This window comes from Streptomyces sp. NPDC004435, assembly GCF_042873895.1.
Taxonomy (GTDB): domain Bacteria; phylum Actinomycetota; class Actinomycetes; order Streptomycetales; family Streptomycetaceae; genus Streptomyces.
In genome coordinates this window covers 45,703-65,835 of record NZ_JBIAMB010000017.1, presented here as the reverse complement: position 1 = coordinate 65,835, position 20,133 = coordinate 45,703, and the positions used below count along the sequence as shown (strand labels likewise).

The 20,133-nt window shown below is 72.7% G+C and carries 18 protein-coding genes and 2 tRNA genes; 8 read left to right on the top strand and 12 right to left on the bottom strand.

Annotated features, from left to right (window positions below):
* Window positions 1-37: 37 nt before the first annotated feature.
* The 3 genes from hisN to ACFYT9_RS27705 all read left to right on the top strand — a co-directional run bounded on the left by hisN (window position 38) and on the right by ACFYT9_RS27705 (window position 1,928).
* Window positions 38-832: a histidinol-phosphatase gene (gene hisN / locus ACFYT9_RS27715; protein WP_376598845.1), complete on the top strand. Its 795-nt coding sequence runs from the start codon at window positions 38-40 to the stop codon at window positions 830-832.
* A gap of 214 nt (window positions 833-1,046) precedes the next feature.
* Complete coding sequence (locus tag ACFYT9_RS27710; RefSeq protein ID WP_376598844.1) at window positions 1,047-1,433, top strand: cyclic nucleotide-binding/CBS domain-containing protein; 387 nt, start codon at window positions 1,047-1,049, stop codon at window positions 1,431-1,433.
* A 78-nt stretch (window positions 1,434-1,511) separates the two neighbouring features.
* Entirely contained in the window at window positions 1,512-1,928 is a 417-nt protein-coding gene (locus ACFYT9_RS27705; RefSeq protein ID WP_376598842.1) for a Fur family transcriptional regulator, read from the top strand.
* A 114-nt stretch (window positions 1,929-2,042) separates the two neighbouring features.
* Here the strand turns inward: ACFYT9_RS27705 and ACFYT9_RS27700 are convergent.
* The 4 genes from ACFYT9_RS27700 to ACFYT9_RS27685 all read right to left on the bottom strand — a co-directional run bounded on the left by ACFYT9_RS27700 (window position 2,043) and on the right by ACFYT9_RS27685 (window position 7,442).
* Window positions 2,043-2,116 (bottom strand) — tRNA-Met (locus ACFYT9_RS27700).
* Between the two features lie 48 nt (window positions 2,117-2,164).
* On the bottom strand, window positions 2,165-4,216 hold the full coding sequence (locus ACFYT9_RS27695; protein ID WP_376601542.1) for a tetratricopeptide repeat protein: 2,052 nt from the start codon (window positions 4,214-4,216) through the stop codon (window positions 2,165-2,167).
* A gap of 202 nt (window positions 4,217-4,418) precedes the next feature.
* Window positions 4,419-4,492: transfer RNA gene (locus ACFYT9_RS27690), tRNA-Met, on the bottom strand.
* 43 nt (window positions 4,493-4,535) lie between these two features.
* Window positions 4,536-7,442 (bottom strand): UPF0182 family protein, encoded by a 2,907-nt coding sequence (locus ACFYT9_RS27685; protein WP_389168352.1) that lies wholly within the window; start codon window positions 7,440-7,442, stop codon window positions 4,536-4,538.
* 135 nt (window positions 7,443-7,577) lie between these two features.
* On the opposite strand from ACFYT9_RS27685, the gene ACFYT9_RS27680 reads away from it, so the two are divergent.
* A complete protein-coding gene (locus tag ACFYT9_RS27680; protein WP_387274432.1) occupies window positions 7,578-8,117 on the top strand; it encodes a PPA1309 family protein in 540 nt (179 codons plus the stop codon).
* Between the two features lie 49 nt (window positions 8,118-8,166).
* On the opposite strand, the gene ACFYT9_RS27675 is transcribed toward ACFYT9_RS27680, so the two are convergent.
* The 4 genes from ACFYT9_RS27675 to ACFYT9_RS27660 form a co-directional block, all read right to left on the bottom strand.
* Window positions 8,167-9,255, bottom strand: coding sequence for a PDZ domain-containing protein (locus ACFYT9_RS27675; protein ID WP_389168350.1), 1,089 nt, complete (start codon window positions 9,253-9,255; stop codon window positions 8,167-8,169).
* Window positions 9,256-9,327: 72 nt separating this feature from the next.
* Complete coding sequence (locus ACFYT9_RS27670; RefSeq protein ID WP_376601536.1) at window positions 9,328-9,540, bottom strand: hypothetical protein; 213 nt, start codon at window positions 9,538-9,540, stop codon at window positions 9,328-9,330.
* A gap of 213 nt (window positions 9,541-9,753) precedes the next feature.
* A complete protein-coding gene (locus tag ACFYT9_RS27665) occupies window positions 9,754-10,215 on the bottom strand; it encodes a molybdenum cofactor biosynthesis protein MoaE (protein WP_389168349.1) in 462 nt (153 codons plus the stop codon).
* Window positions 10,216-10,295: 80 nt separating this feature from the next.
* Entirely contained in the window at window positions 10,296-11,405 is a 1,110-nt protein-coding gene (locus ACFYT9_RS27660; RefSeq protein ID WP_376601534.1) for an SDR family oxidoreductase, read from the bottom strand.
* A gap of 190 nt (window positions 11,406-11,595) precedes the next feature.
* Here ACFYT9_RS27660 and ACFYT9_RS27655 point away from each other — a divergent pair, with 190 nt between their 5' ends.
* Together ACFYT9_RS27655 and ACFYT9_RS27650 are read left to right on the top strand one after the other, a co-directional pair.
* Window positions 11,596-13,032, top strand: a complete 1,437-nt coding sequence (locus ACFYT9_RS27655; protein ID WP_389168347.1) for a zinc-dependent metalloprotease — start codon at window positions 11,596-11,598, stop codon at window positions 13,030-13,032.
* Window positions 13,029-13,550 (top strand): NUDIX hydrolase, encoded by a 522-nt coding sequence (locus ACFYT9_RS27650; protein WP_376601532.1) that lies wholly within the window; start codon window positions 13,029-13,031, stop codon window positions 13,548-13,550. The genes ACFYT9_RS27655 and ACFYT9_RS27650 overlap by 4 nt, the downstream gene beginning before the upstream one ends.
* 68 nt (window positions 13,551-13,618) lie before the next feature.
* On the opposite strand, the gene ACFYT9_RS27645 is transcribed toward ACFYT9_RS27650, so the two are convergent.
* The 4 genes from ACFYT9_RS27645 to ACFYT9_RS27630 form a co-directional block, all read right to left on the bottom strand.
* A complete protein-coding gene (locus ACFYT9_RS27645; protein ID WP_387274422.1) occupies window positions 13,619-14,374 on the bottom strand; it encodes an AIM24 family protein in 756 nt (251 codons plus the stop codon).
* A 19-nt stretch (window positions 14,375-14,393) separates the two neighbouring features.
* On the bottom strand, window positions 14,394-15,074 hold the full coding sequence (locus ACFYT9_RS27640; RefSeq protein ID WP_189847816.1) for an AIM24 family protein: 681 nt from the start codon (window positions 15,072-15,074) through the stop codon (window positions 14,394-14,396).
* Window positions 15,075-15,088: 14 nt separating this feature from the next.
* Window positions 15,089-16,762, bottom strand: coding sequence for a TerD family protein (locus ACFYT9_RS27635; RefSeq protein WP_387274419.1), 1,674 nt, complete (start codon window positions 16,760-16,762; stop codon window positions 15,089-15,091).
* Between the two features lie 112 nt (window positions 16,763-16,874).
* The gene (locus ACFYT9_RS27630; RefSeq protein ID WP_389168518.1) at window positions 16,875-17,441 is read right to left on the bottom strand and encodes a M48 family metallopeptidase; all 567 of its coding nucleotides are present in this window, start codon (window positions 17,439-17,441) and stop codon (window positions 16,875-16,877) included.
* 142 nt (window positions 17,442-17,583) lie between these two features.
* On the opposite strand from ACFYT9_RS27630, the gene ACFYT9_RS27625 reads away from it, so the two are divergent.
* The gene (locus ACFYT9_RS27625) at window positions 17,584-18,792 is read left to right on the top strand and encodes a TOMM precursor leader peptide-binding protein (RefSeq protein ID WP_389168345.1); all 1,209 of its coding nucleotides are present in this window, start codon (window positions 17,584-17,586) and stop codon (window positions 18,790-18,792) included.
* Window positions 18,785-20,128: an ABC1 kinase family protein gene (locus ACFYT9_RS27620; RefSeq protein ID WP_389168343.1), complete on the top strand. Its 1,344-nt coding sequence runs from the start codon at window positions 18,785-18,787 to the stop codon at window positions 20,126-20,128. Before ACFYT9_RS27625 ends, ACFYT9_RS27620 begins: the two co-directional genes overlap by 8 nt.
* Window positions 20,129-20,133 lie beyond the last annotated feature (5 nt).

Genomic DNA, 20,133 nt, shown 5'->3' with positions numbered 1-20,133 from the left:
CACCGGCGCTCCGCCGGGCGGCGCTAGAGTGCCGGACATGGCCGATTACCACGATGACCTGCGCCTTGCCCATGCCCTCGCGGACACCGCCGACGCGGCCACCATGGCCCGCTTCCGCGCGCTGGACCTCAAGGTCGAGACGAAGCCGGACATGACGCCGGTGAGCGAGGCGGACCGGGCCGCCGAGGAACTGATCCGCGCGGGGCTCCAGAAGGAGCGGCCCGAGGACGCGATCCTGGGCGAGGAGTACGGCGTCGAGGGCTCCGGCCCGCGCCGCTGGGTGATCGACCCGATCGACGGGACCAAGAACTACGTGCGCGGGGTGCCGGTGTGGGCGACCCTGATCGCGCTGATGGAAGAGGGCGAGACCGGCTTCCAGCCGGTGGTCGGCGTGGTGTCGGCGCCGGCGCTGGGCCGCCGCTGGTGGGCGGCGAAGGGCCTGGGCGCCTTCACCGGGACCGGCCCGGAGGCGGGGACCCGGATCGGCGTCTCCCAGGTGGCCTCGCTGGCCGACGCCTCCTTCGCGTACTCCTCGCTGAGCGGCTGGGAGGAGCGCGGGCGGCTCGACGCGTTCCTGGACCTCACGCGCGCGTGCTGGCGGACCCGGGCGTACGGCGACTTCTGGCCGTACATGATGGTCGCCGAGGGCACGGTGGACCTGTGCGCGGAGCCGGAGCTGTCGCTGTGGGACATGGCGGCGGTGGCGATCGTGGTGCAGGAGGCCGGCGGCTCGTACACCGGCCTGGACGGCGTCCCCGGCCCGCACAGCGGCAACGCGGCGGCCTCGAACGGCCTGCTCCACGAGGCACTGCTGGGGCACCTGGGGAACTAGGGTCTGCCGTCGGCGGTCCCTTCCGGATCCCGCCGGACAGGCCCCGGGCGTGCGGAGGGGCGGCGGGCGCGCGGGCGTGCCCCCGGCCGCTCCTCAGAGCTCCTCGCACGCCCCCTTGTCGGGTCCCCCTCCCGGTGCGACTCTGAGAGTCCCCCCACTTGTGCATTTGTGAACCGCCTCACGCGGGCGGTTCTCCGAGGAGGTGGCTCCATCCATGCTCGTCCGTGACGCCATGAGCACGGTGGTCCTCACGATCGGACCCGCCCACACCCTCCGGCAGGCCGCCAGGCTGATGTCCGCCCGCCGGGTCGGCGCGGCCGTCGTCCTCGACGGCGACACCGGGATCGGCATCCTCACCGAGCGCGACATCCTCAACTCCCTCGGCCGCGGCGAGGACCCGGACCGCGAGACGGCCGGCTCCCACACCACCCACGAGGTCGTCTTCGCCGCGCCCGGCTGGACGCTGGAGGAGGCGGCCGAGGCGATGACCAGGGGCGGCTTCCGGCATCTGGTCGTCCTGGACCACCTCGGGCCGGTCGGCATGGTCTCGGTCCGCGACATCATCCGCTGCTGGCTGCCCGCCCACAGCGTGGCGGAGTGACCCGGCCCTTCTCCCCGCCCGGTCCACGGGCTGGAAGCCCGCTCCGCCCCTTTTCGGCCCGCTGTTACCCTGGCCCTCATGAGCGACCTGTTGGAACGGCTGCGCGGGCGCGGCTGGCGGATGACCGCGCAGCGCCGTGTCGTCGCCGAGGTCCTCGACGGCGACCACGTGCACCTCACCGCCGACGAGGTCCACGCCCGCGCCGTCGAGCGCCTGCCCGAGATCTCCCGCGCGACCGTCTACAACACCCTGGGCGAGATGGTCACGCTCGGTGAGGTCCTGGAGGTCGCCACCGACGGGCGCGCCAAGCGCTACGACCCCAACGCCCACCGGCCGCACCAGCATCTGGTCTGCGCCGGATGCGGCGCGATCCGGGACGTCCACCCGGCGGGCGACCCGCTGCGGGACCTGCCGGACGCGGAACGCTTCGGCTTCACGATCTCGAACGTCGAGGTCACGTACCGGGGCCTCTGCCCGAGCTGCGCCACGGCCTGAACCGACGAAGGGGCGTTCCGGAAGGAACGCCCCTTCTCGCGCGCCCGCGTCCCGCTCCGGTGAACGCCGAAGGCCCGGATCGTCTGGGACGATCCGGGCCTTCGGGCTACTGAGTAGCGGGGACAGGATTTGAACCTGCGACCTCTGGGTTATGAGCCCAGCGAGCTACCGAGCTGCTCCACCCCGCGTCGGTGAACACCACCTTACGGGGTTGCCGTGACAGGAGCAAATCGCTTCTACGCCGTGAGTTCCTGGTGCAGAGCCTCGCTGAGCCGCGCCGCCCGCTCAGCGACCTCGGCCGGTCCGAGCTCCACGGCACGGGCGCACCACTTGCGGCCCTCGGACAGCTCGCCGCGGCGGGCGGCGAGCAGCGCGAGGCGGAGCGCGGCGCGGCCGTGCCCGGCGCGTGCGGCCCGGGTCCACCAGAGGGCGGCCTCGCGCTCGCTGCCTTCGCGGGCGAGGAGCAGCCCGAGGTTGAAGGCGCCGTTGCGGCTGCCGGCCTCGGCGGCCTCCCGGTACCAGCGGGCGGCCCCGGCGAGGTCGCCGCGGCCCGCGGCGAGCATGCCGACCCGCACCTGGGCGCGCCGGTGGCCCTGCTGGGCGGCCCGCTCGTACCACTCCTCGCACTCGGTCTTCTGGTCCACGGGGGCGCCGAGGACCACCGGGCCGGGGTCGGGGCGGCGGGCGTCGAGGACCGTGGCGAGCCGGAAGGCGGCCTCGGGGCTGCCGCCGCCCGCGGCGCAGCGCAGGTGCCGCTCGGCGGTCTGCTCGTCACCGTCGCGCAGGGCGGCGATGCCGACCTGGAGGGCGGCCTCGGTGTGCCCGGCGGCGGCGGCCCGCTCGTACCAGGCGAGCGCGGCGCGGTCGTCGTCGCGGCCCGCGTGGATGATGCCGAGGTTGAAGGCGGCGTCCACGGAGCCTGCCTCGGCGGCCTTGGAGAACCAGGGCTCGGCTCCGCCCGCGTCGCCGGCCTGGAGGAGCAGCACGGCGAGCGCGTTGGCGGCCTCGCGGTGACCGGCGTAGGCGGCACGGCGGTACCACTGCTCGGCCTGCGGGAGGCGGTCCTGGGCGGCGCAGAGCAGCCCGAGGTTGTAGGCGCCGTTGACGTCCCCGGCGTCCATGGCGGCGCGGTACCAGCGCTCGGCGGTCTGCTGCTCGCCACGGGCGGCGTGCAGGGCGCCGAGCGCGTTGGCGGCGTTGCCGTCGCCGTCCTGGGCGGCGCGCAGCCACCAGACGGCGGCGGACTCCTCGTCGCCGGCGTCGCGCAGCAGGAAGCCGAGGGCGCAGGCGGCCTTGGCCTCGCCCTCCTTGGCGGAGCTGAGGTACCAGCGTCCGGCCTCCTTGAGCTCGCCGCGGTGCTCCAGGATGGCGCCGAGGTGCAGCGCGGCCCGCCGGTGGCCCCGTGCGGCGGCCTGCCGGAACCACTGCTCGGCCTCCCCGAGGGGGCCGGTGCCGGCGGTCTCCCCGGTGCGGGGCGCGGCGGTCTCGGGGCGCGCGACGGGGACGGCGGGGGCGCGGTCGCCGGTCCTGGGGGTGTCGGCCGCCCGGAGGCGGCCCGCCGTGTCGTACGCGAGGCCGACGCGGCCGGCGGGCGCGGCGGGGCCGAGGGCGTGCGGGCCGCGGAGGGTCTCGGTGGCGCGCCGTTCCAGGGCGAGGGCGAGCCGGTAGGCGGCCTCGCGGTGACCTTGCTCGGCGGCGGCGCGCAGCCAGCGCTCGGCGCCGACGTCGCTGCGGTGCTCCAGGAGCTCGGCGAGGGCGTACGCGCCCAGCGCGTGGCCCTGTTCGGCGGCCTGGCGGAGCCAGTACTCCGCGGCGGGCTCGTCGCCGCGCTCGCGGTGGTGACGGCCGAGCGCGTGCGCGGCCGGGGCGGAGCCGGCGACGGCGGCGACGCGCCACCAGCCGGCGGCCTCGTCGGGGTAGCCGCGCTGGTGGAGGAGGACGCCCAGGTTGTTGGCGGCGGCGCGGTCGCCCTCCGCGGTGGCGCCGCGCAGATAGGGCTCGGCGCCGTCGAGGTCGCCGCGGCGCAGCAGCAGTGCGCCGAGGGCGCTCATGGCGTCGGTGTCTCCGCGCTCGGCGGCCTTCCGGTGCCGGCCTTCGGTCTCCGCCTCGGTCTCGGCCTCGGTCTCGGGGCCGGCGTCCGGGAGGGGTCCGGAGACGGCGGCGGCGGTGTCGACGACCGCACCGACGGCCGGCACGGCCTCGATGATCTCGTCCGCGGCACTTCTGGCGTGCCGCTGCACAAACCGCCCTGTCTCCAACAGAGTTGCCCTGTCCCCCATAAATACCATCGTCGCACCACCCGCAACCCGCGCACACCCGGTATACCGCAGCCCTTGAGGTCACCTCAGCGTTTTGTCGACATGCCCACAGAGAGACAAGTCAAACACGAGACGCCTCAACTCGCCCCTTCCGTACCGCCCTTCGGTGTCCCCAGTCACCTCGACACGCGACGAGGGCCCGGATCCTTATGGATCCGAGCCCTCGTGTCAGTAGCGGGGACAGGATTTGAACCTGCGACCTCTGGGTTATGAGCCCAGCGAGCTACCGAGCTGCTCCACCCCGCGTCGATGAAGTAACACTATCACGACGCGGGGTGAATCCCGCAGGTCAGCTGCCGGAACCCTCCTGGGGCTTGATCTTGGCCCCGGCCTCGGCGGCCTTCTCCAGGGCGTCCTGGAGGTCCTCCTGGGCCTTGCCGTAGGCCGCCCAGTCGCCCTTCGCGAGGGCCGCCTCGCCCGCGTCGTACGCCTTCTGGGCGTCCGCGATGGCCTGCTTCAGCGCCGCGTCCGCCGAGGCCGGCGGCTGCGGTGTGGTCGGCGGCTGATCGGTGCCCGGCGGCGTGGTCGGCGGGGTCGTGCCCTCCACCCCGAAGACCGCGTTGAGGGCGTCCGTGAGGTTGTTCTCGAACACCGTGGTGTCCTTGGTGGTGTCGCCGTCCGGCTGGTCGGCGTCCACGTACGACACCGCGACCTTCTTCAGGAGCGGATAGAGCGCGTTCCGCCCCTGGGCGTAGACCGGCTCGACGTACAGGAACCCGCCGTCGAGGGGCACGGTGAGCAGGTTGCCGTACTGGATGTCCGAGTCGGCGCCCCTCATGTCGCGGACGAAGGTGGCGACGTCGGGGAGGCTGTTGAGCTTGCTCTGCACCTGCGCCGGTCCCGGCACGTCCTCGGTGACCCTGAGGAGTCTCAGCCGGCCGTACTCCTTGCTGGTGGCATCGGCGTCGACCGCCATGAAGCCGCCCAGGTTGGGCCGCCCGTTGGGGGTGAACGTCGTGGTCAGCGAGAAGCGCTGCGCCGTGTCCCCGGGCATCTTCATGCTCAGGTAGTACGGCGGCACGGCCACGTTGTCCTTGTTGGTCGGGTCGTTCGGCACCTGCCAGGCGTCCGAGCCGCTGTAGAACTGGGCCGGGTCGGTGACGTGGTAGCGGGTCAGCAGCTCGCGCTGGACCTTGAACATGTCCTGCGGGTAGCGCAGGTGCTCCAGGAGGTCCGCGTCGATGTCCGCCTTGGCCTTCACCGTGCCGGGGAACGCCTTCATCCAGGTCTTGAGGACCGGGTCCTCGGTGTCCCACTGGTAGAGGCTGACCGTGCCGTCGTAGGCGTCGACCGTGGCCTTCACCGAGTTGCGGATGTAGTTGACCTGGTTCTGCTGGGCGACGACGGCGCGCTGCTGGTTGCCGACGGTCAGCGAGTCGGCCGTGGTGTCGCCGAGCGTGGTCCGCGAGGCGTACGGGTAGCCGTTGGTGGTCGTGTAGGCGTCGACGATCCACTGGATCCGGTTGTTCACGACCGCCGGGTAGGCGTCGCCGTCGATCGTCAGCCAGGGGGCGACGGCCTCGACGCGCTGCTTCGGCGTGCGGTTGTACAGGATCCGCGAGCCGTCGCCGATGGCTCCGGAGTAGAGGATCTGCGGCTCGCTGAAGGCCACCGCGTACGCGGCGCGGTTGAAGGCGTTCTCCAGGCTGACGCCGCTCTTGCCCTCGTAGCTGGTGGTCTTCTCGCCGTTCTCCTCGTAGTCCAGCTCCTTCTGGGGGCCGCCCACGATCGAGTACTGGTCGGTCTTCTCGCCGTAGTAGATCTTCTGCTCGTACTTCCCGAGCTCACCGGTGGTCGGGAGGCCCGACTCGGTGAAGACCGGGGAGCCGTTGGCGTCGACCTGCGTGCCGCGGGCCATGATGGCGCCGTAGCCGTGGGTGTACGTGAAGTGGTCGTTGATCCAGTTCCGCTTCGGGATGCCGCGGATGTTCAGCTCGCGCAGACCGATGACGACGTCCTGGCCCTTGTAGCGGTCCACGTCGAGCGTCGTCGGGAACTGGTAGTACTTCCGCTTCTGCTCCAGCTGCTGGAAGGTCGGCGAGACGATGTTGGGGTCGAGGACGCGGTAGGCGGCCGCCGTGTCGGCGTCCGCGCGCAGCTTGTCCTTGGCCTTGACCGTCGACTTGCCCGAGTAGTTCTCCAGCTTGGTCTCGTCGATCGCGTACGCCTTGCGGGTCGCGTCGATGTTCTTCTGGATGTACGGGGCTTCCTTGGCCTGCTCGTTCGGCTGGACCTGGAACTTCTGCACGATCGCCGGGTACAGGCCGCCGATCAGCACCGCGGAGAGCACCATCAGGCCGAAGCCGATGACCGGCAGCTGCCAGGTGCGGCGCCACAGGGTGGCGAAGAAGAGCAGGGCGCAGATGACGGCGATGCAGAAGAGGATCGTCTTGGCCGGCAGATAGGCGTTGGCGTCGACGAAGCGCAGGCCCGTCCAGTTGCCGGTGGCCTTGAAGTCGCTGGACTTCACCGCCAGGCCGTACCGGTCGAGCCAGTACGCCACGGCCTTCAGGGCGACGAAGACGCCGAGCAGCACCGAGAGGTGGCCGGTGGCCGCGGCCGTGGCGCGGGCGCCGGGGCTCGTGACCCGCAGTCCGCCGTACAGGTAGTGCGTGATCGCCGCGGCGATCAGGGAGAGCACCACGGCGGCGAAGCCGAAGGCCAGCAGGAAGCGGTACCAGGGCAGGTCGAAGGCGTAGAACGAGACGTCCTTGCCGAACTGGGAGTCCTTCTCGCCGAAGTCGACGCCGTTGATCCACATGAGCCAGGTGCGCCACTGACCCGAGGCGGAGGCGCCGGCGATCAGGCCCACGAGGGCGGTGACCGCGAGCAGCACCCACTTCTTGAAGGGGGCGACGCCCATCCGGTACCGGTCGAGGCTCTGCTGCTCCAGCGACATGGCGCTGAGCGGCGGCCGCAGCCGGTACGCCAGCCAGATGTTGAGGCCGACGACGAGGGCCATGAGCAGGCCGAAGACCGCGAACAGCCCGATCTTGGTCCACAGGGTGGTGGTGAACACGGACGAGTAGTTGACCGAGCGGTACCAGAGCCAGTCCGTCCAGAACCCTGCGAACATCACGAACGCCATGGCCAGGACGGCCAGCACGCCGAGTGTCATCAGCAGGGTGCGGGCCCGCCGGGACGGCCGGCCGACTCTGATCCTTGGCCCGGACGGGCCTCCGCCACGGTCAGGCATCTGGAAAGCCAACGTGCGCCCCTCGGTGTTGATGCGTCGGAAAGCGGGCCCCGCGATCGTAGAGCCCACTGGTGCAACTTACTGAGGCTTTACCTAGTTCCCGTCTCCGGGGGAAGAGGAGGCAGGATATTGGTCATGTCCAACCTTTCCCCCTCGGGCCCGCCGATGGCCTCCAGTCCCCTCACCCGCGCGGTGCTCGAGATCGACGAGTACGCCTCGGGTCTCGGCTGGGACCGCCCCGCCCGCCTCTTCGCCCTCGTCGACACCGCCCGGCTGCGGGCCCAGGCGCCCTCGCTGAAGCTCGGCGAGGACACCACCGCGTACACCCCGATCGAGCAGGAGGAGATCCCCGCGGGCAAGCCGCTGGACGAGTTCCTCGGCACCATCGCCTGGCCGGACGGGGTCGCCGGCTGCGCCCTGACGGTGGAGCGGCTGATGCTGCCGCCCTCGGCGGAGACGCAGGTCCCCAAGGACCTGAGCGGCGCCGCGCTGAACAAGTGGGTGGCCCGGCACCCGGACCGCCAGGAGGTCCGCATGACGGTGGCCGTGCTGCGGACCGGGGCCCGGGAGGCGGCGATCCGGCTGCGCGAGAAGGACTCGCCGACCGAGGTGCTGACCGGCCCCGACCTGGTGCCGGGTCTCGCCGACGCGCTGGCCGCGACCTTCGAGGGCTGAGCGGTACGGGTACGGGGCCCCGGGCGGGGTCCCGTACCGGCCCTCGTGCTCAGCCCTTCGCGCAGGTGGGCAGGGTCGCAGTGTCGCCCTTGCGGAGCTTCTCCAGCGACGCGGTCGCGTCGTCGATGGTGTCGACCTTGATCAGGGTGAGCCCGTCGGGCGTGTCCCCGGCGGCGGTGGCGCAGTTGTCGGCCGGCGTGAGGAAGTACTCGGCGCCCGCGTTCCGCGCGCCGACCAGCTTCATCTGGATGCCGCCGATCGGGCCGACCTTGCCATCGTCGTCGATGGTGCCGGTGCCGGCGACGAACCGGCCGCCGGTCAGGCTCTCCGGGGTCAGCTTGTCGACGATGCCGAGGGCGAACATCAGGCCGGCGCTGGGGCCGCCGACGTCGGCCAGCTTGATGTCGATGGTGAACGGGAACGCGTGGTCGGTGCCGGCCTGGATGCCGACGATCGCCCGGTCGCCCTCCTCGGACTTCACCGTGGTGATGGCCACCTTCCGGGTGACGGTGGCCTCCTTGTGCGCCTTCTCGGCGGCCGCCGCCTCCTTCGCCGGGACGATGGTGAACTCGACCCGGTCACCGGGCTTGCGCTTCGTGACCTGGGCGGCGACGTCGGCCGGCTTCGTGACCGCCACCCCGTCGACGGCCTTGATGACGTCACCGGCGTGGAGGGTGCCCTCCGCCGGGGAGTCCTTCACCACGGAGGCGACGACGACGCGGGTGGTGAAGGGGATGCCGAGCTCGTCGAGGGCCGCGACCTTGGCGCTCTCCTGCGACTGGCTGAACTCCTCGGCGTTCTCCTGGCTCGACTCCTCCTCCGTCTTCCCGTCCGGGTAGAGGGTGTCGTGCGGCACGATCACGTTGTCGTGCGCGAGCCAGCCGTAGACCGCCTCGACGGCGTTCATCTTGTAGTCCGCGCTGGTGACCCTGACCGTGGTCATGTTGAGGTGGCCGTCGGTCGGGTACGTCTTGCGGCCGGAGATCTGGAGCACCGGCTCGCCGCGGGCCTCGCCCAGCGTGTTGACCGTGGGTCCGGGGCTCATCTCCGAGTACGGCACCGGGATCAGGACGCCGGCGATGAGCAGGCAGATCAGGACCAGGGTGGAGGCGAGCATCGTCGCGGTGCGGCGTGGCATGGAACGACAGTACGGGACTCGCCTGTGCGCGCACCCCAGGGGCGGTCCGTCCGCCGGACGGCGATCCGGCCGTCAGGACTCGGCGGGGGCCGGTTCGGGGACCGGGCGGAGCGGGGCGGAATCGGGTGCGGTGGGGTGGGTGCGCTCCATGGCGTCCCTGAAGCGGGCATAGCCGGCGAGCTCGGCCACGTCACCTATGGTCTTGCTCCTCTGGACCCAGCTTCCCCATATCGCCGCTCCGACGACTGCGAAAAGCGGAATCAGCAACCAGGCCAGCGCTGCCATCCCGACCTCCCATCCCCAGTGAGTTGATCAGCAGATTATTCATCTGTGCCAACAACGCTCGGGCCTGGGGGCCGGTTACGCAAATCGGGCGTTCGGCTACGCCGTGTCGGCGCGTCGCCTTGCCAGGATCGGGCAGCCCAGGGGTGGCCGCTCAGCAGGCGCCGACCCTCCCCCAGACTTCGTCCGGGGGACCCCCAGTCTCGGGGTGGGCGTTCAGCAGGCGCCGACCCACTCCTCGGTGCCGTCCGAGAAGGTCTGGTGCTTCCAGATGGGGACCTCGTGCTTGAGGTCGTCGATCAGCTTGCGGCACGCCTCGAACGCCTCGCCGCGGTGCGGGCAGGAGACGGCCACGACGACCGCCAGGTCACCCACCGCGAGGTCGCCGACGCGGTGGACGGCCGCCAGGGCGCGGACCGGGTAGTTCGCCACGACCTTCTCGGCGACCCGGCGCATCTCGTCCTCGGCGCTCGGGTGGCAGGAGTAGCCCAGCCTGTCGACGTCGGCGCCGCCGTCGTGGTTGCGCACGGTGCCGACGAACAGGGTCGTCCCGCCCGCGGCCTCGTCGCCGACGGCCCGGAAGACCTCGTCGACCGAGAGCGGGGTGTCGCGGATGGCGAGCAGCTTGATCGGGTCGTCCGCGGCCTGCTCACCCGGGTGGTCGTGCGTCGTGGTCATGCCGTCCATGGTGCCGCACGCCGCCGACATCCCGGAATAGCGCTTTCGACCGGTGGACCGGGACCCTCCGTAGGAGGGTCCTACAGGCCGCGCCGCTTCCTCATCTGCCGCACCAGGGCCGCGGTGCCCAGGAGGGCCACCGTGGCTCCCGCGGCGCCCGCCGCCGTGGCGTCCTTGCGGCCCAGCCGGCGGCCCGCGACCGTGTGCCGGCCCTGGACCTCCTCCAGGAGTGCCGCGAGGACCTCCTCGTTGGTCCACCGCGGGCGCCAGCCGGCGTCGTGGAGCCGGCCGACGCTGACCACCCAGGGGTGCATGGTGTAGGCGAGGTCCCCGGCCGGGGAGGGGGTGAGGCCGATCCGGTGCAGCCGGGCCGCGGCCCCGAGGGCGACCGCCGAGGGCAGCTCCATGCGGCGGATCCCGGAGAGCTCCTCGACCTCCTCCTGCTCCAGCCAGCCCTCGCAGCCGACCGCGAACTCGCCGTCGACCTTCTCCAGGGCCGCGTACTCCAGGGCGCTGACCAGGTCCTCCACGTGGCAGAACTGCCAGGTGGGGCGTGATCCGGCGACGACCAGGAGGCGGGGCGACTCGAAGTAGCGGGTCAGCGCCGTGTCCGTACCGCCGACGAGGACGGCCGGGCGGACCACGGTCACGTTGAGGCCGGGGTGGGCGCGGGAGCCGCGGCGGCCGAGCCGCTCGATCTCCAGCAGGTCGCCGACGCCGGTGGCCTCGGCGGTGGCCCGCAGCTCGGCGTCCTCGGAGAGCGGGATGTCGTTGTCGGGCAGGGCGCCGTAGACCATGGTCGAGGTGCACAGGACGACCCGGTGGACGCCGGCCGCCGCGGCGGCCGTGAGGACCGTCTGCGTGCCGCGCACGTTGTAGGCCGTCCGGGCGGCGGAGTCCGTCTCCAGGTCCAGGTCGACGGCGAGGTGCACGACGACGTCGGCCCCCCGCAGCTTCTCCGCGATGGCCGGATCCCGCACGTCGAGGACATGCCAGGTCGCCTCCGCCACCTCGCCGCGCCGCTCGTCGATGGCGACGACCTGCCGGATCTCCTCCGAATCGGCGAGACGCCTGGTCAGCAGGGCTCCGACACCCGTGGCGGCGCCGGTGACGGCGACGACGGGGCCGCGCACGGCGGACCGGGTTGAGTGGTTTCGCGCTCCGCGAACCTGCGGATCTGGGGAACTCACCGACCGACTCCAGTGGTTGTCTTCAGTACGTGCGGGGATGACGCGTACGTACCAGGTGGCGTCCATCCTGCCGCAGGGCACGGCCCGGCGGAGACTTGAGCCCATATCCGACCCGGATGTCTACGCTGGTGTGGTGCAGTGGGCAGTCGCCGCCGGCAGAAGCCGGTGGCCCTAGGAGCCGAGGAAACCTGTGAGTGACACCCCATTCGGATTCGGCCTTCCGCCGGAGGAGCCGGAGGACGGCGACGAAGGCAAGAAGAAGGACCCCACCGGAGGTGGCCAGGGGTCCGGCAGCCCGTTCGGGGCGAACCCGTTCGGGTTCGGCGGCCTGCCCGGCATGGGCGGCGGCCAGGGTGGCGCGGACAATCCGTTCGCGGCGATGTTCGGGGCGATGAACCCGACGGACCTGGGCGCGGCCTTCCAGCAGCTCGGACAGATGCTGAGCTACGAGGGCGGTCCCGTGAACTGGGACATGGCCAAGCAGATCGCCCGCCAGGTGGTCGCGCAGGGCACCGCCGACGGCGTCAAGGACGCCAGCGTGGGCCCGGCCGAGAAGTCCGCCGTCGAGGAGGCGGTCCGCCTCGCCGACCTGTGGCTCGACCAGGTCACCTCGCTGCCCTCCGGGGCGAACACGGCGGTGGCGTGGAGCCGCGCGGAGTGGGTCGAGGCGACCCTCCCGGCGTGGAAGGAGCTGGTGGACCCGGTCGCCGAGCGGGTCGGCACCGCCATGGGCGATGTCCTGCCGCAGGAGATGCAGGCCATGGCCGGCCCGCTGATCGGCATGATGCGGTCGATGGGCGGCGCCATGTTCGGCCAGCAGATCGGGCAGGCCATCGGCGCGCTCGCGGGCGAGGTCGTCGGCTCGACCGACGTCGGCCTGCCGCTCGGCCCGGCCGGCCGCGCCGCGCTGCTCCCGCTGAACGTGGCGTCGTTCGGCAAGGACCTGAGCGTGCCCTCCGACGAGGTCCGGCTCTACCTGGCCCTCCGCGAGGCCGCCCACCAGCGTCTCTTCGCCCACGTGCCGTGGCTGCGGGCGCACCTCTTCGGTGCCGTCGAGAGCTACGCGCGCGGGATCAAGGTCGACACCTCGAAGCTGGAGGAGGCCGTCTCCCAGCTCGACCCGACCCACCCCGAGCAGCTTCAGGAAGCGCTCCAGTCCGGCATGTTCCAGCCGCAGGACACGCCCGAGCAGAAGGCCGCCCTGGCCCGTCTGGAGACGGCGCTCGCGCTGGTCGAGGGCTGGGTGGACGCGGTGGTCCACGAGGCCGCCAAGTCCCGGCTGACCTCGGCGGACGCGCTGCGCGAGACGCTGCGCCGGCGCCGGGCCACCGGTGGCCCGGCGGAGCAGACCTTCGCCACCCTGATCGGCCTGGAGCTGCGCCCCCGCCGGCTGCGGGACGCCTCCCGGCTGTGGGCCTCGCTCACCGACGCGCGCGGGGTCGACGGCCGCGACGGCCTGTGGGAGCACCCGGACATGCTGCCGACGGCGACCGACCTGGACGACCCGGACGGCTTCGTCCACCGCGAGCACCTGGACTTCTCCGAGCTGGACAAGATGCTCGGCGAGGCCGCCAAGGGCGACCGCGACCCGAAGGACGGGGACGGGGACGGGGACGAGAAGAAGTGACCCTGCACGACGACGCGGTCCTCGTCCTCAAGGGGTACGAGGGCCAGCCCGAGCTGCGCGATCTGTACCTGGAGCACCTGGCGACCCATCCGGACGGCATGTACAAGCCGTGCGCGGCCGGTCACCTCACCAGCAGCGCGCTGGTGATCGACCCCACGCGCGGGCGGGTGCTGCTCACCCTCCACAAGAAGCTCGGCATGTGGCTGCAGATGGGCGGCCACTGCGAGGAGGGTGATGCGACGGTCGAGGCGGCTGCGCTGCGCGAGGCGGCGGAGGAGTCGGGCGTCGGCGGTCTGACGCTGCTCCCCGGCGGTCCGGTGCGGCTGGACCGGCATGCGATCCCGGCGCCCTGCCACTGGCACCTCGACGTGCAGTACGCGGCGCTGGCCCCGGCGGACGGGGTCGAGCGGATCAGCGAGGAGTCGCTGGACCTGAGGTGGTTCGCGTACGACGAGGTGGCCGCCGTGGCGGACACCTCGGTGGTGCGGCTGGTGGAGGGCACGCTGGCCCGCCTGTGACGCCCGCGGACGTGAGAGGGCCCCCGGATCTCCTCCGGGGGCCCTCTCACGCGTCCGCGCGTGGTGCGTCAGTTCCAGGCGTTGTTCTGGTTCTGGGCGTGGGCGCCGTGCTGGCCGACGCCGAACTGGGCGGCGGCGCCCTGGCCGATCGCCGCGTTCTGCGGCGGCATGACCTCGCTGGGCTGGACGAGGGCGAAGCCCTGCCCGAGGAAGCTGAGCTCCCAGCCCTCGCCGGTGCTGCCGCGGCGGCTGCGGACGCTGCTGTTGTGCGTCTGGGCCTGCATCTGGACCCGCAGCGAAGTGGACCAGGCGACGATCGCGTCCGCGTCGGCGCTGACGTACTTCTCCGGGGTGACCTGGAGCATCAGCGGCTGGCCCGAGGTCATCAGGGCGACCTTGCCCCGGCCGGTGATGTTGAGCTGGTACTTGCCGGTGCCGGAGACCCCGTACTGGCTGTCGACCGCGATGACCTCGGTGTGGAGGCTCGTGTCGAGCGCGAGGACGTAGGCGCTGTCGACGGTGAGGCCCTCGTGGTCGACCTCGACGACGTGGATGTACTGGGCGAGGTTGGCGAAGTAGACCGTGCCCTGGCCGGAGCAGCGCATCAGGTCGAGGCCCTCGCCGGTGCGGGCGCGGGCCTGCCGCTGGCTGCTGCTCTGGTACTCGCCGTCGAAGTCGACGAGGCCCTGGTAGGCGACCATGGCGCCCTTGCGGGCCAGGATGTCGTCGTGGCCGGTGAGGCTGACCCGCAGGAGCTGCGGGTTCTGGACGACGTACCGCTCCTGGCTCTGCTGCTCGGCGTGGTTGAAAAGCGGGCTCTGCATGATGTGTTCTCGCTCCCCCTCAGCCCCGGACCCGCAGGCGGTCGCTGCTGTCCTCGCTGGGCTGTACGACGACGATGCCCTGGCCCGAGAAGGCCATCTGGTATGCCTCGCCGCTGCCCCGCCCGATGAGGGAGGACGCCTTGAAGCTGCGCTTGCCCTTGACCTTGAGCGCCGGCGACCAGGCGACGAGCGCGTCGGGGTCGACGTAGGTCTCGTCCTCGCCGCGGCCGCAGTCGACGACGATCGGGGTGCCGCGCGAGGTGAGCGCGACCCAGCCGGTGCCGGCGATCCCCACGTTGAACAGGCCCTGGCCGGCGAACTTGGCGAGGCCCTTGACCCGCTCGACGCCCCACTGGAGGTGGGCGTCGAAGGCGAGGAGGTTGCTGCCGTTGACCGAGATCGCGTCGTTCTGGAGGTTGATCACGACGACGTCGGCGCCGTAGTCGGCGAGGTAGAGCAGGCCGTCGCCGGCGCACTTCATGATCGGCGCGCCCTCGCCGGTGGCCCACTCCTTGGCGACCTGGCGGACGGCGGGCGGGTTGGGCTCGTAGCTGATGAAGCCCTCGTAGGCGACCATCGAGCCGGTCCGGGCGTAGAGGTCCTGGCCGGAGGCCATCGCGACCTTGAGCATGGTGCGGCCGTGGTTCTCCATGCGGGCCGCGATGGGGGTCGGGGCATAGCCCGCGAGCTGCTGGTTCATGGTGTCGGGCTCCCTCAGACCTCGTACGGCTGGACGACGATGAAGTTTCCGGGGGCGCCCCGGAACTGGAGGTTCACGGTCTCCCCGCTGTGGCCGGGGAAGGCGTTGCGCCGGAGCCGGACCTGGCTGGAGAGGATGACCTGCGAGGCGGCGGACCAGGCGACGACCGCGTTGCAGTCGGCGAAGGTCGTCGGCGTGACGGGCAGGACCACGGGGACGCCGTGGGTCTTGACGATCACGGTGCCGGTGCCCTGGAACTGCATGGTGAAGAGGGCGCCGCCGGGAATGCCGTGGCCCTCGATGCGGCGGACCTCGTACTGCAGCGACTCGTCGAAGGCGAGCACGTTCTCCGCGGAGACGCAGATGGCGTCGCCCTGGAGCTCGATCGGGTGCAGATGGGCGCCGTTCTCGGCGAGGAAGACCTGGCCGCGGCCGGTGCAGCGCATGAGCTGCATCTCCTGGCCGGTGGCGTTGCCGACGATCCGGCCGGCGAAGCCCGCGCCCTTGTAGGAGAAGTCGACCTTGCCCTGGTACATGACCATGGAGCCCTGGCGGGCGAGGACGGGGGTGCCGCCCATGGCCAGGTCCACCCGCATGAGCTGCTGGTTCTGCGGGGTCCAGCGGGCGCCGGTGGCGGTCTCCTTGAACGGTGCGAGCGCGGCGGCGAGTCCGGCGCCGGCCGCGGGGGCGCCCTGCGGCACGCCCTGGGGCGGCATGCCCGGGGGCATGCCGGGCTGCTGGCCGTAGGGGGCGGGCTGGCCGTAGCCGGGCTGCTGGCCGTACGGGGCCTGCGGCGGCTGCTGCCCGTAGGGGGCGCCGTGCGGCGGGGTCTGGCCCGGGATCTGACCGTAGGGAGCGCCGTGCGGCGGGGTCTGCCCGTACGGCGCGGGGGCGGCCGGCGCGGGGGGCGGCGGCGGCACCGGGGCGGGGGCGAGCGGCGCGACCATGGTCGGCTGGGTGTGCACGGGCTGCGGTGCGGGCGGCGGGGTCGGCGGCTGGGCGCCGTAGCCGGGCTGCGGAGCGCCGTAGCCGGGGGCGGGAGCCGGGGCCGGGGCGGCGGGAGCGCCGAAGGCCGGGGGCGCCGCGGCCTGGGCGGGGGCGCCGAAGGCCGGGGCGGCCTGCTGGGGGGCGGCGGGCGGCTGGGCCGCGGGCTGCTCCTCCTCCAGGACCTCGCCGCCGAAGTTCCGCAGCAGCGCCTCCAGGCCGCCGTCGAAGCCCTGGCCGACGGCGGCGAACCGCCACACGTCCTTCAGGTAGAAGTCGCCGAGCATGACCGCGCGCTCGGTGGAGAACTCGGCACCGGTGAAGGCGTAGCGGGCGACCTCCTCGCCGCCGGCGACGATCCGGATCCAGCCGGGCCCGACCTGGGACATCTGGCCGTTGCCGTCGATGGTGGCGGTGAAGGCCAGCTTGTGGATCTGCGGGGGGATCCGGTCGAGGGTGACGCGGAAGGACTCGGTGTCCCCGGACTGCGCCCCGAGCAGCTGGATGGACTCCTCGGGCGACTTCGGCTGGTTGAAGAAGACGAAGTACCGGTCGTCCGAGAGGCGCTCGTCGGCGTCGAGCCCGAAGCAACTGATGTCGAAGGTGAGTCCGGGCGCCGCGATCTGCACGCCCACGTACAGATCGGTACCGGCGGTCAGATCACTGATCTTGGCCTTGTGGCCGCGTTGGAATTCCCTGGCCATGCGTAACGACCGTCCCCCATCCCGATGGCGAATGACTCGCGTCAGGCTAACCGCTGGGAACGACATTCAGACAGGGCGGGGCGGTTCCGGTACGGAATCGGGAAATCTGGCCTCAGGCCGCGGGATCCCCGTCCGGAGGGTGTGGGAGGCGGGCCGCGGCGACCACTCCTTCGAGGTAGCCGCGAGCCCGCTCGGTCCGCGGGTACGCCTCCAAGAGCCGCCAGAAATCGGGGCCGTGGCCGGGGACGAGGAGGTGCGCGAGCTCGTGCAGGAGGACGTAGTCGACGACGTACTCGGGCATGGGCTGGAGGCGGTGGGAGAGCCGGATGGAGCCCTCGGCGGGGGTGCAGGATCCCCAGCGGCTGTTCTGGTTGGTGACCCAGCGCACAGAATCGGGGCGGGCCTTCCCGTCGAGGTAGCGGGCGGAGAGACGGTCGGCGCGCTCGGCCAGCTCGGCGTCGCCGCGGGTGGCGCGGCGCTCCTTGTCCTTCTCCTTCGCGGCGAGCTTCTCCAGCATCACCCCGACCCAGCGGCGCTCCTCGGCCTCCGACATCCGGGCCGGGATGAGGACGATGGTGCGGTCCCCGTCGCGGTACGCGGAGACGGAACGGGTGCGGCGGGCGCTCCTGCGGATCTCGACTGGCACGTCCTCGACGGTACCGGGCCCGTCCCCCGGAATCGCCTGTGTATGACCTACACGACTTTCCGCCCGTATGACTTTCGGGCGGGCCTGTGGATAACTTTCCGCGCCGTTCCGCGCCGTCGTGCAGCCTGGTTCCGGGAGAAGACACGGGGAGATCCGGGAGCGGACGGGGGCGGAGATGCATCCGATGGTGAAGCCGGCACTGCGCCGGGCGTGGCGGAGTCTGACCTGCGTGCAGTACGGGGTGACGCCGGCGCACGCGGTGGTGCTGGACCCGGTGGACGCGGCGACGGGCCGGCTGCTCGGGCTGATGGACGGGACGCGGGGGACCGCGCTGCTGCGGCGGGAGGCGGCGGAGCTGGGGCTGCCGGAGGGGCGGCTCGACGCTTTGCTCGCGCGGCTCGCGGCGGCGGGGCTCCTGGTGGAGGCCGGGGCCGGGCGGCCGGGGCGGGCGGGTCCCGCCGCGGGGGCGGTGGACACGGCGCTGGATCCGCTGCGGGCGGATCTGGCCGCGCTGTCGGTGGTGTGCCCGGAGCCGGACGGGGCGCTGCGGACGCTGGCCGCTCGCCGGGAGCGGCGCGTGGTGGTGCGGGGCGCCGGGAGGGTGGGCGCTTCGGTGGCGGCGCTGCTCGCGGCGGCGGGCGTCGGGACGGTGGAGGTGGCGGACCGGGGCCGGGTGGAGCCGTGGGACACGGCGCCGGGCGGGCTGCCGGCCGATGTGGTCGGCGAGCGGCGGCTCGCGGCGGTGCGGCGGCTGGTGGGCCGCTGGGCGCGCGGTCCGGTCTCGCCCCGGCGGAGGGGCACGCGGACGGGGGCGGGTGACGGGGACGACGAGGTGCCGGTGTCGCTCGTGCTGGTGACGCCCCGGGACGGTCTCGGGGTGCTGTGGCCGGATCCGGTGGCGGCCGAGCCGTGGACGGCGGCGGGGGTCCCGCAGCTGTACGCGGGGGTGCTGGAGGCGACGGGTCTGGTGGGGCCGCTGGTGCTGCCGGGCGGGACGGCGTGCGCCCGGTGCCTCCAGGAGGAGGCGGTGGACCGGGATCCGGAGTGGCCGCGGCTGCTCGCGCAGTGGCGTTCGGGGGCGCCGCATCCGCTGCCGGCCTGTGACGTGGCGCTGGCTGCGGCGGTGGCGGGGCTCGCCGCGGCGCACGCGCTGGCCTTCCTGGACGGGGAGCTGCCGGCGAGCACCGGGACCCGCTGGGAGGCGGTGGCTCCGACGCTGGGTTGGCGGTCCGAGCGGCTGGTGCCGCACCCGGCCTGTCCCTGCGGGGCCGCGCGCGGGAGGGTGGGGGTGGGCGCCTCGGCAGCCGGGGAGGCGCGGTCCACAATGGCGGGGCGCAGCCCTGCGCGGCACGGCAGTCTGGGATTTGGAGGGGCGCATGTCTGATCTTCCCCGGAAGGCGGTCACCCGGACCGCCAGGTTGGCCGCGTTGCCGCTGGGCTTCGCGGGCCGCGCGACCTGGGGCCTGGGCAAGCGGATCGGCGGGAAGTCCGCCGAGTTCGTCGCCCGGGAGCTCCAAGAGCGCACGGCGGAGCAGCTGTTCAAGGTGCTCGGGGAGCTCAAGGGCGGGGCCATGAAGTTCGGCCAGGCGCTGTCGGTGTTCGAGTCGGCGCTGCCGGAGGAGATCGCCGGCCCGTACCGGGCGGCGCTGACGAAGCTTCAGGAGGCGGCGCCGCCGATGCCGGTGCGCACGGTGCACGGGGTCCTGGAGGAGCGGCTCGGGGCCCAGTGGCGGGAGCTGTTCCTGGAGTTCGAGGACAAGCCGGCGGCGGCCGCGTCGATCGGGCAGGTGCACCGGGCGGTCTGGCACGACGGGCGTGAGGTCGCGGTGAAGGTGCAGTACCCGGGCGCCGGGGAGGCCCTGCTGTCGGACCTGGCGCAGTTGAGCCGGTTCGCCCGGCTGCTGGGGCCGCTGGTGCCGGGGATCGAGGTGAAGCCGCTCATCACGGAGCTGCGGGAGCGGGTGACGGAGGAGCTGGACTACGCGCTGGAGGCGGGGGCGCAGCGGGCGCACGCCGAGGTCTTCGCGGACGATCCGGACGTGGTGGTGCCGGGTGTGGTGCACCAGGCGGAGCAGGTGCTGGTGACCGAGTGGATGGACGGGGTCCCGCTGGCGGAGGTGATCGCGGACGGCGGGCAGGAGCAGCGGGACCGGGCCGGGCAGCTGCTGGCCCGGTTCCTGTTCTCGGGTCCGGCCCGGACGGGGCTGCTGCACGCGGATCCGCATCCGGGGAACTTCCGGCTGCTGCCGGCCGCGGACGGGTCGGACGATCCGGCGGGGTGGCGGCTCGGGGTGCTGGACTTCGGCACGGTGGACCGGCTGCCGGGCGGGCTTCCGGAGGTGATCGGGACCTGTCTGCGGATGACGCTGGCCGGCGAGGCGGAGCCGGTGTACGAGCTGCTGCGGGAGGAGGGCTTCGTCAAGGATTCGGTGGCGCTCGATCCGGAGGAGGTCCTGGAGTACCTGCTGCCGATCATCGAGCCGGCGGAGGCGGAGTCCTTCGTCTTCACCCGGGGCTGGATGCGGACGCAGGCGGCCCGGATCGCCGATCCGCGCTCGCCCGCGCACCAGCTGGGGCGGCAGCTGAACCTGCCGCCCTCGTATCTGCTGATCCACCGGGTGACGCTCTCCACCATCGGGGTGCTGTGCCAGTTGAACGCGACGGTCCGGCTGCGGGACGAGCTGTCCGCGTGGCTGCCCGGCTTCGACCCGGAGGGCTGAGGGCC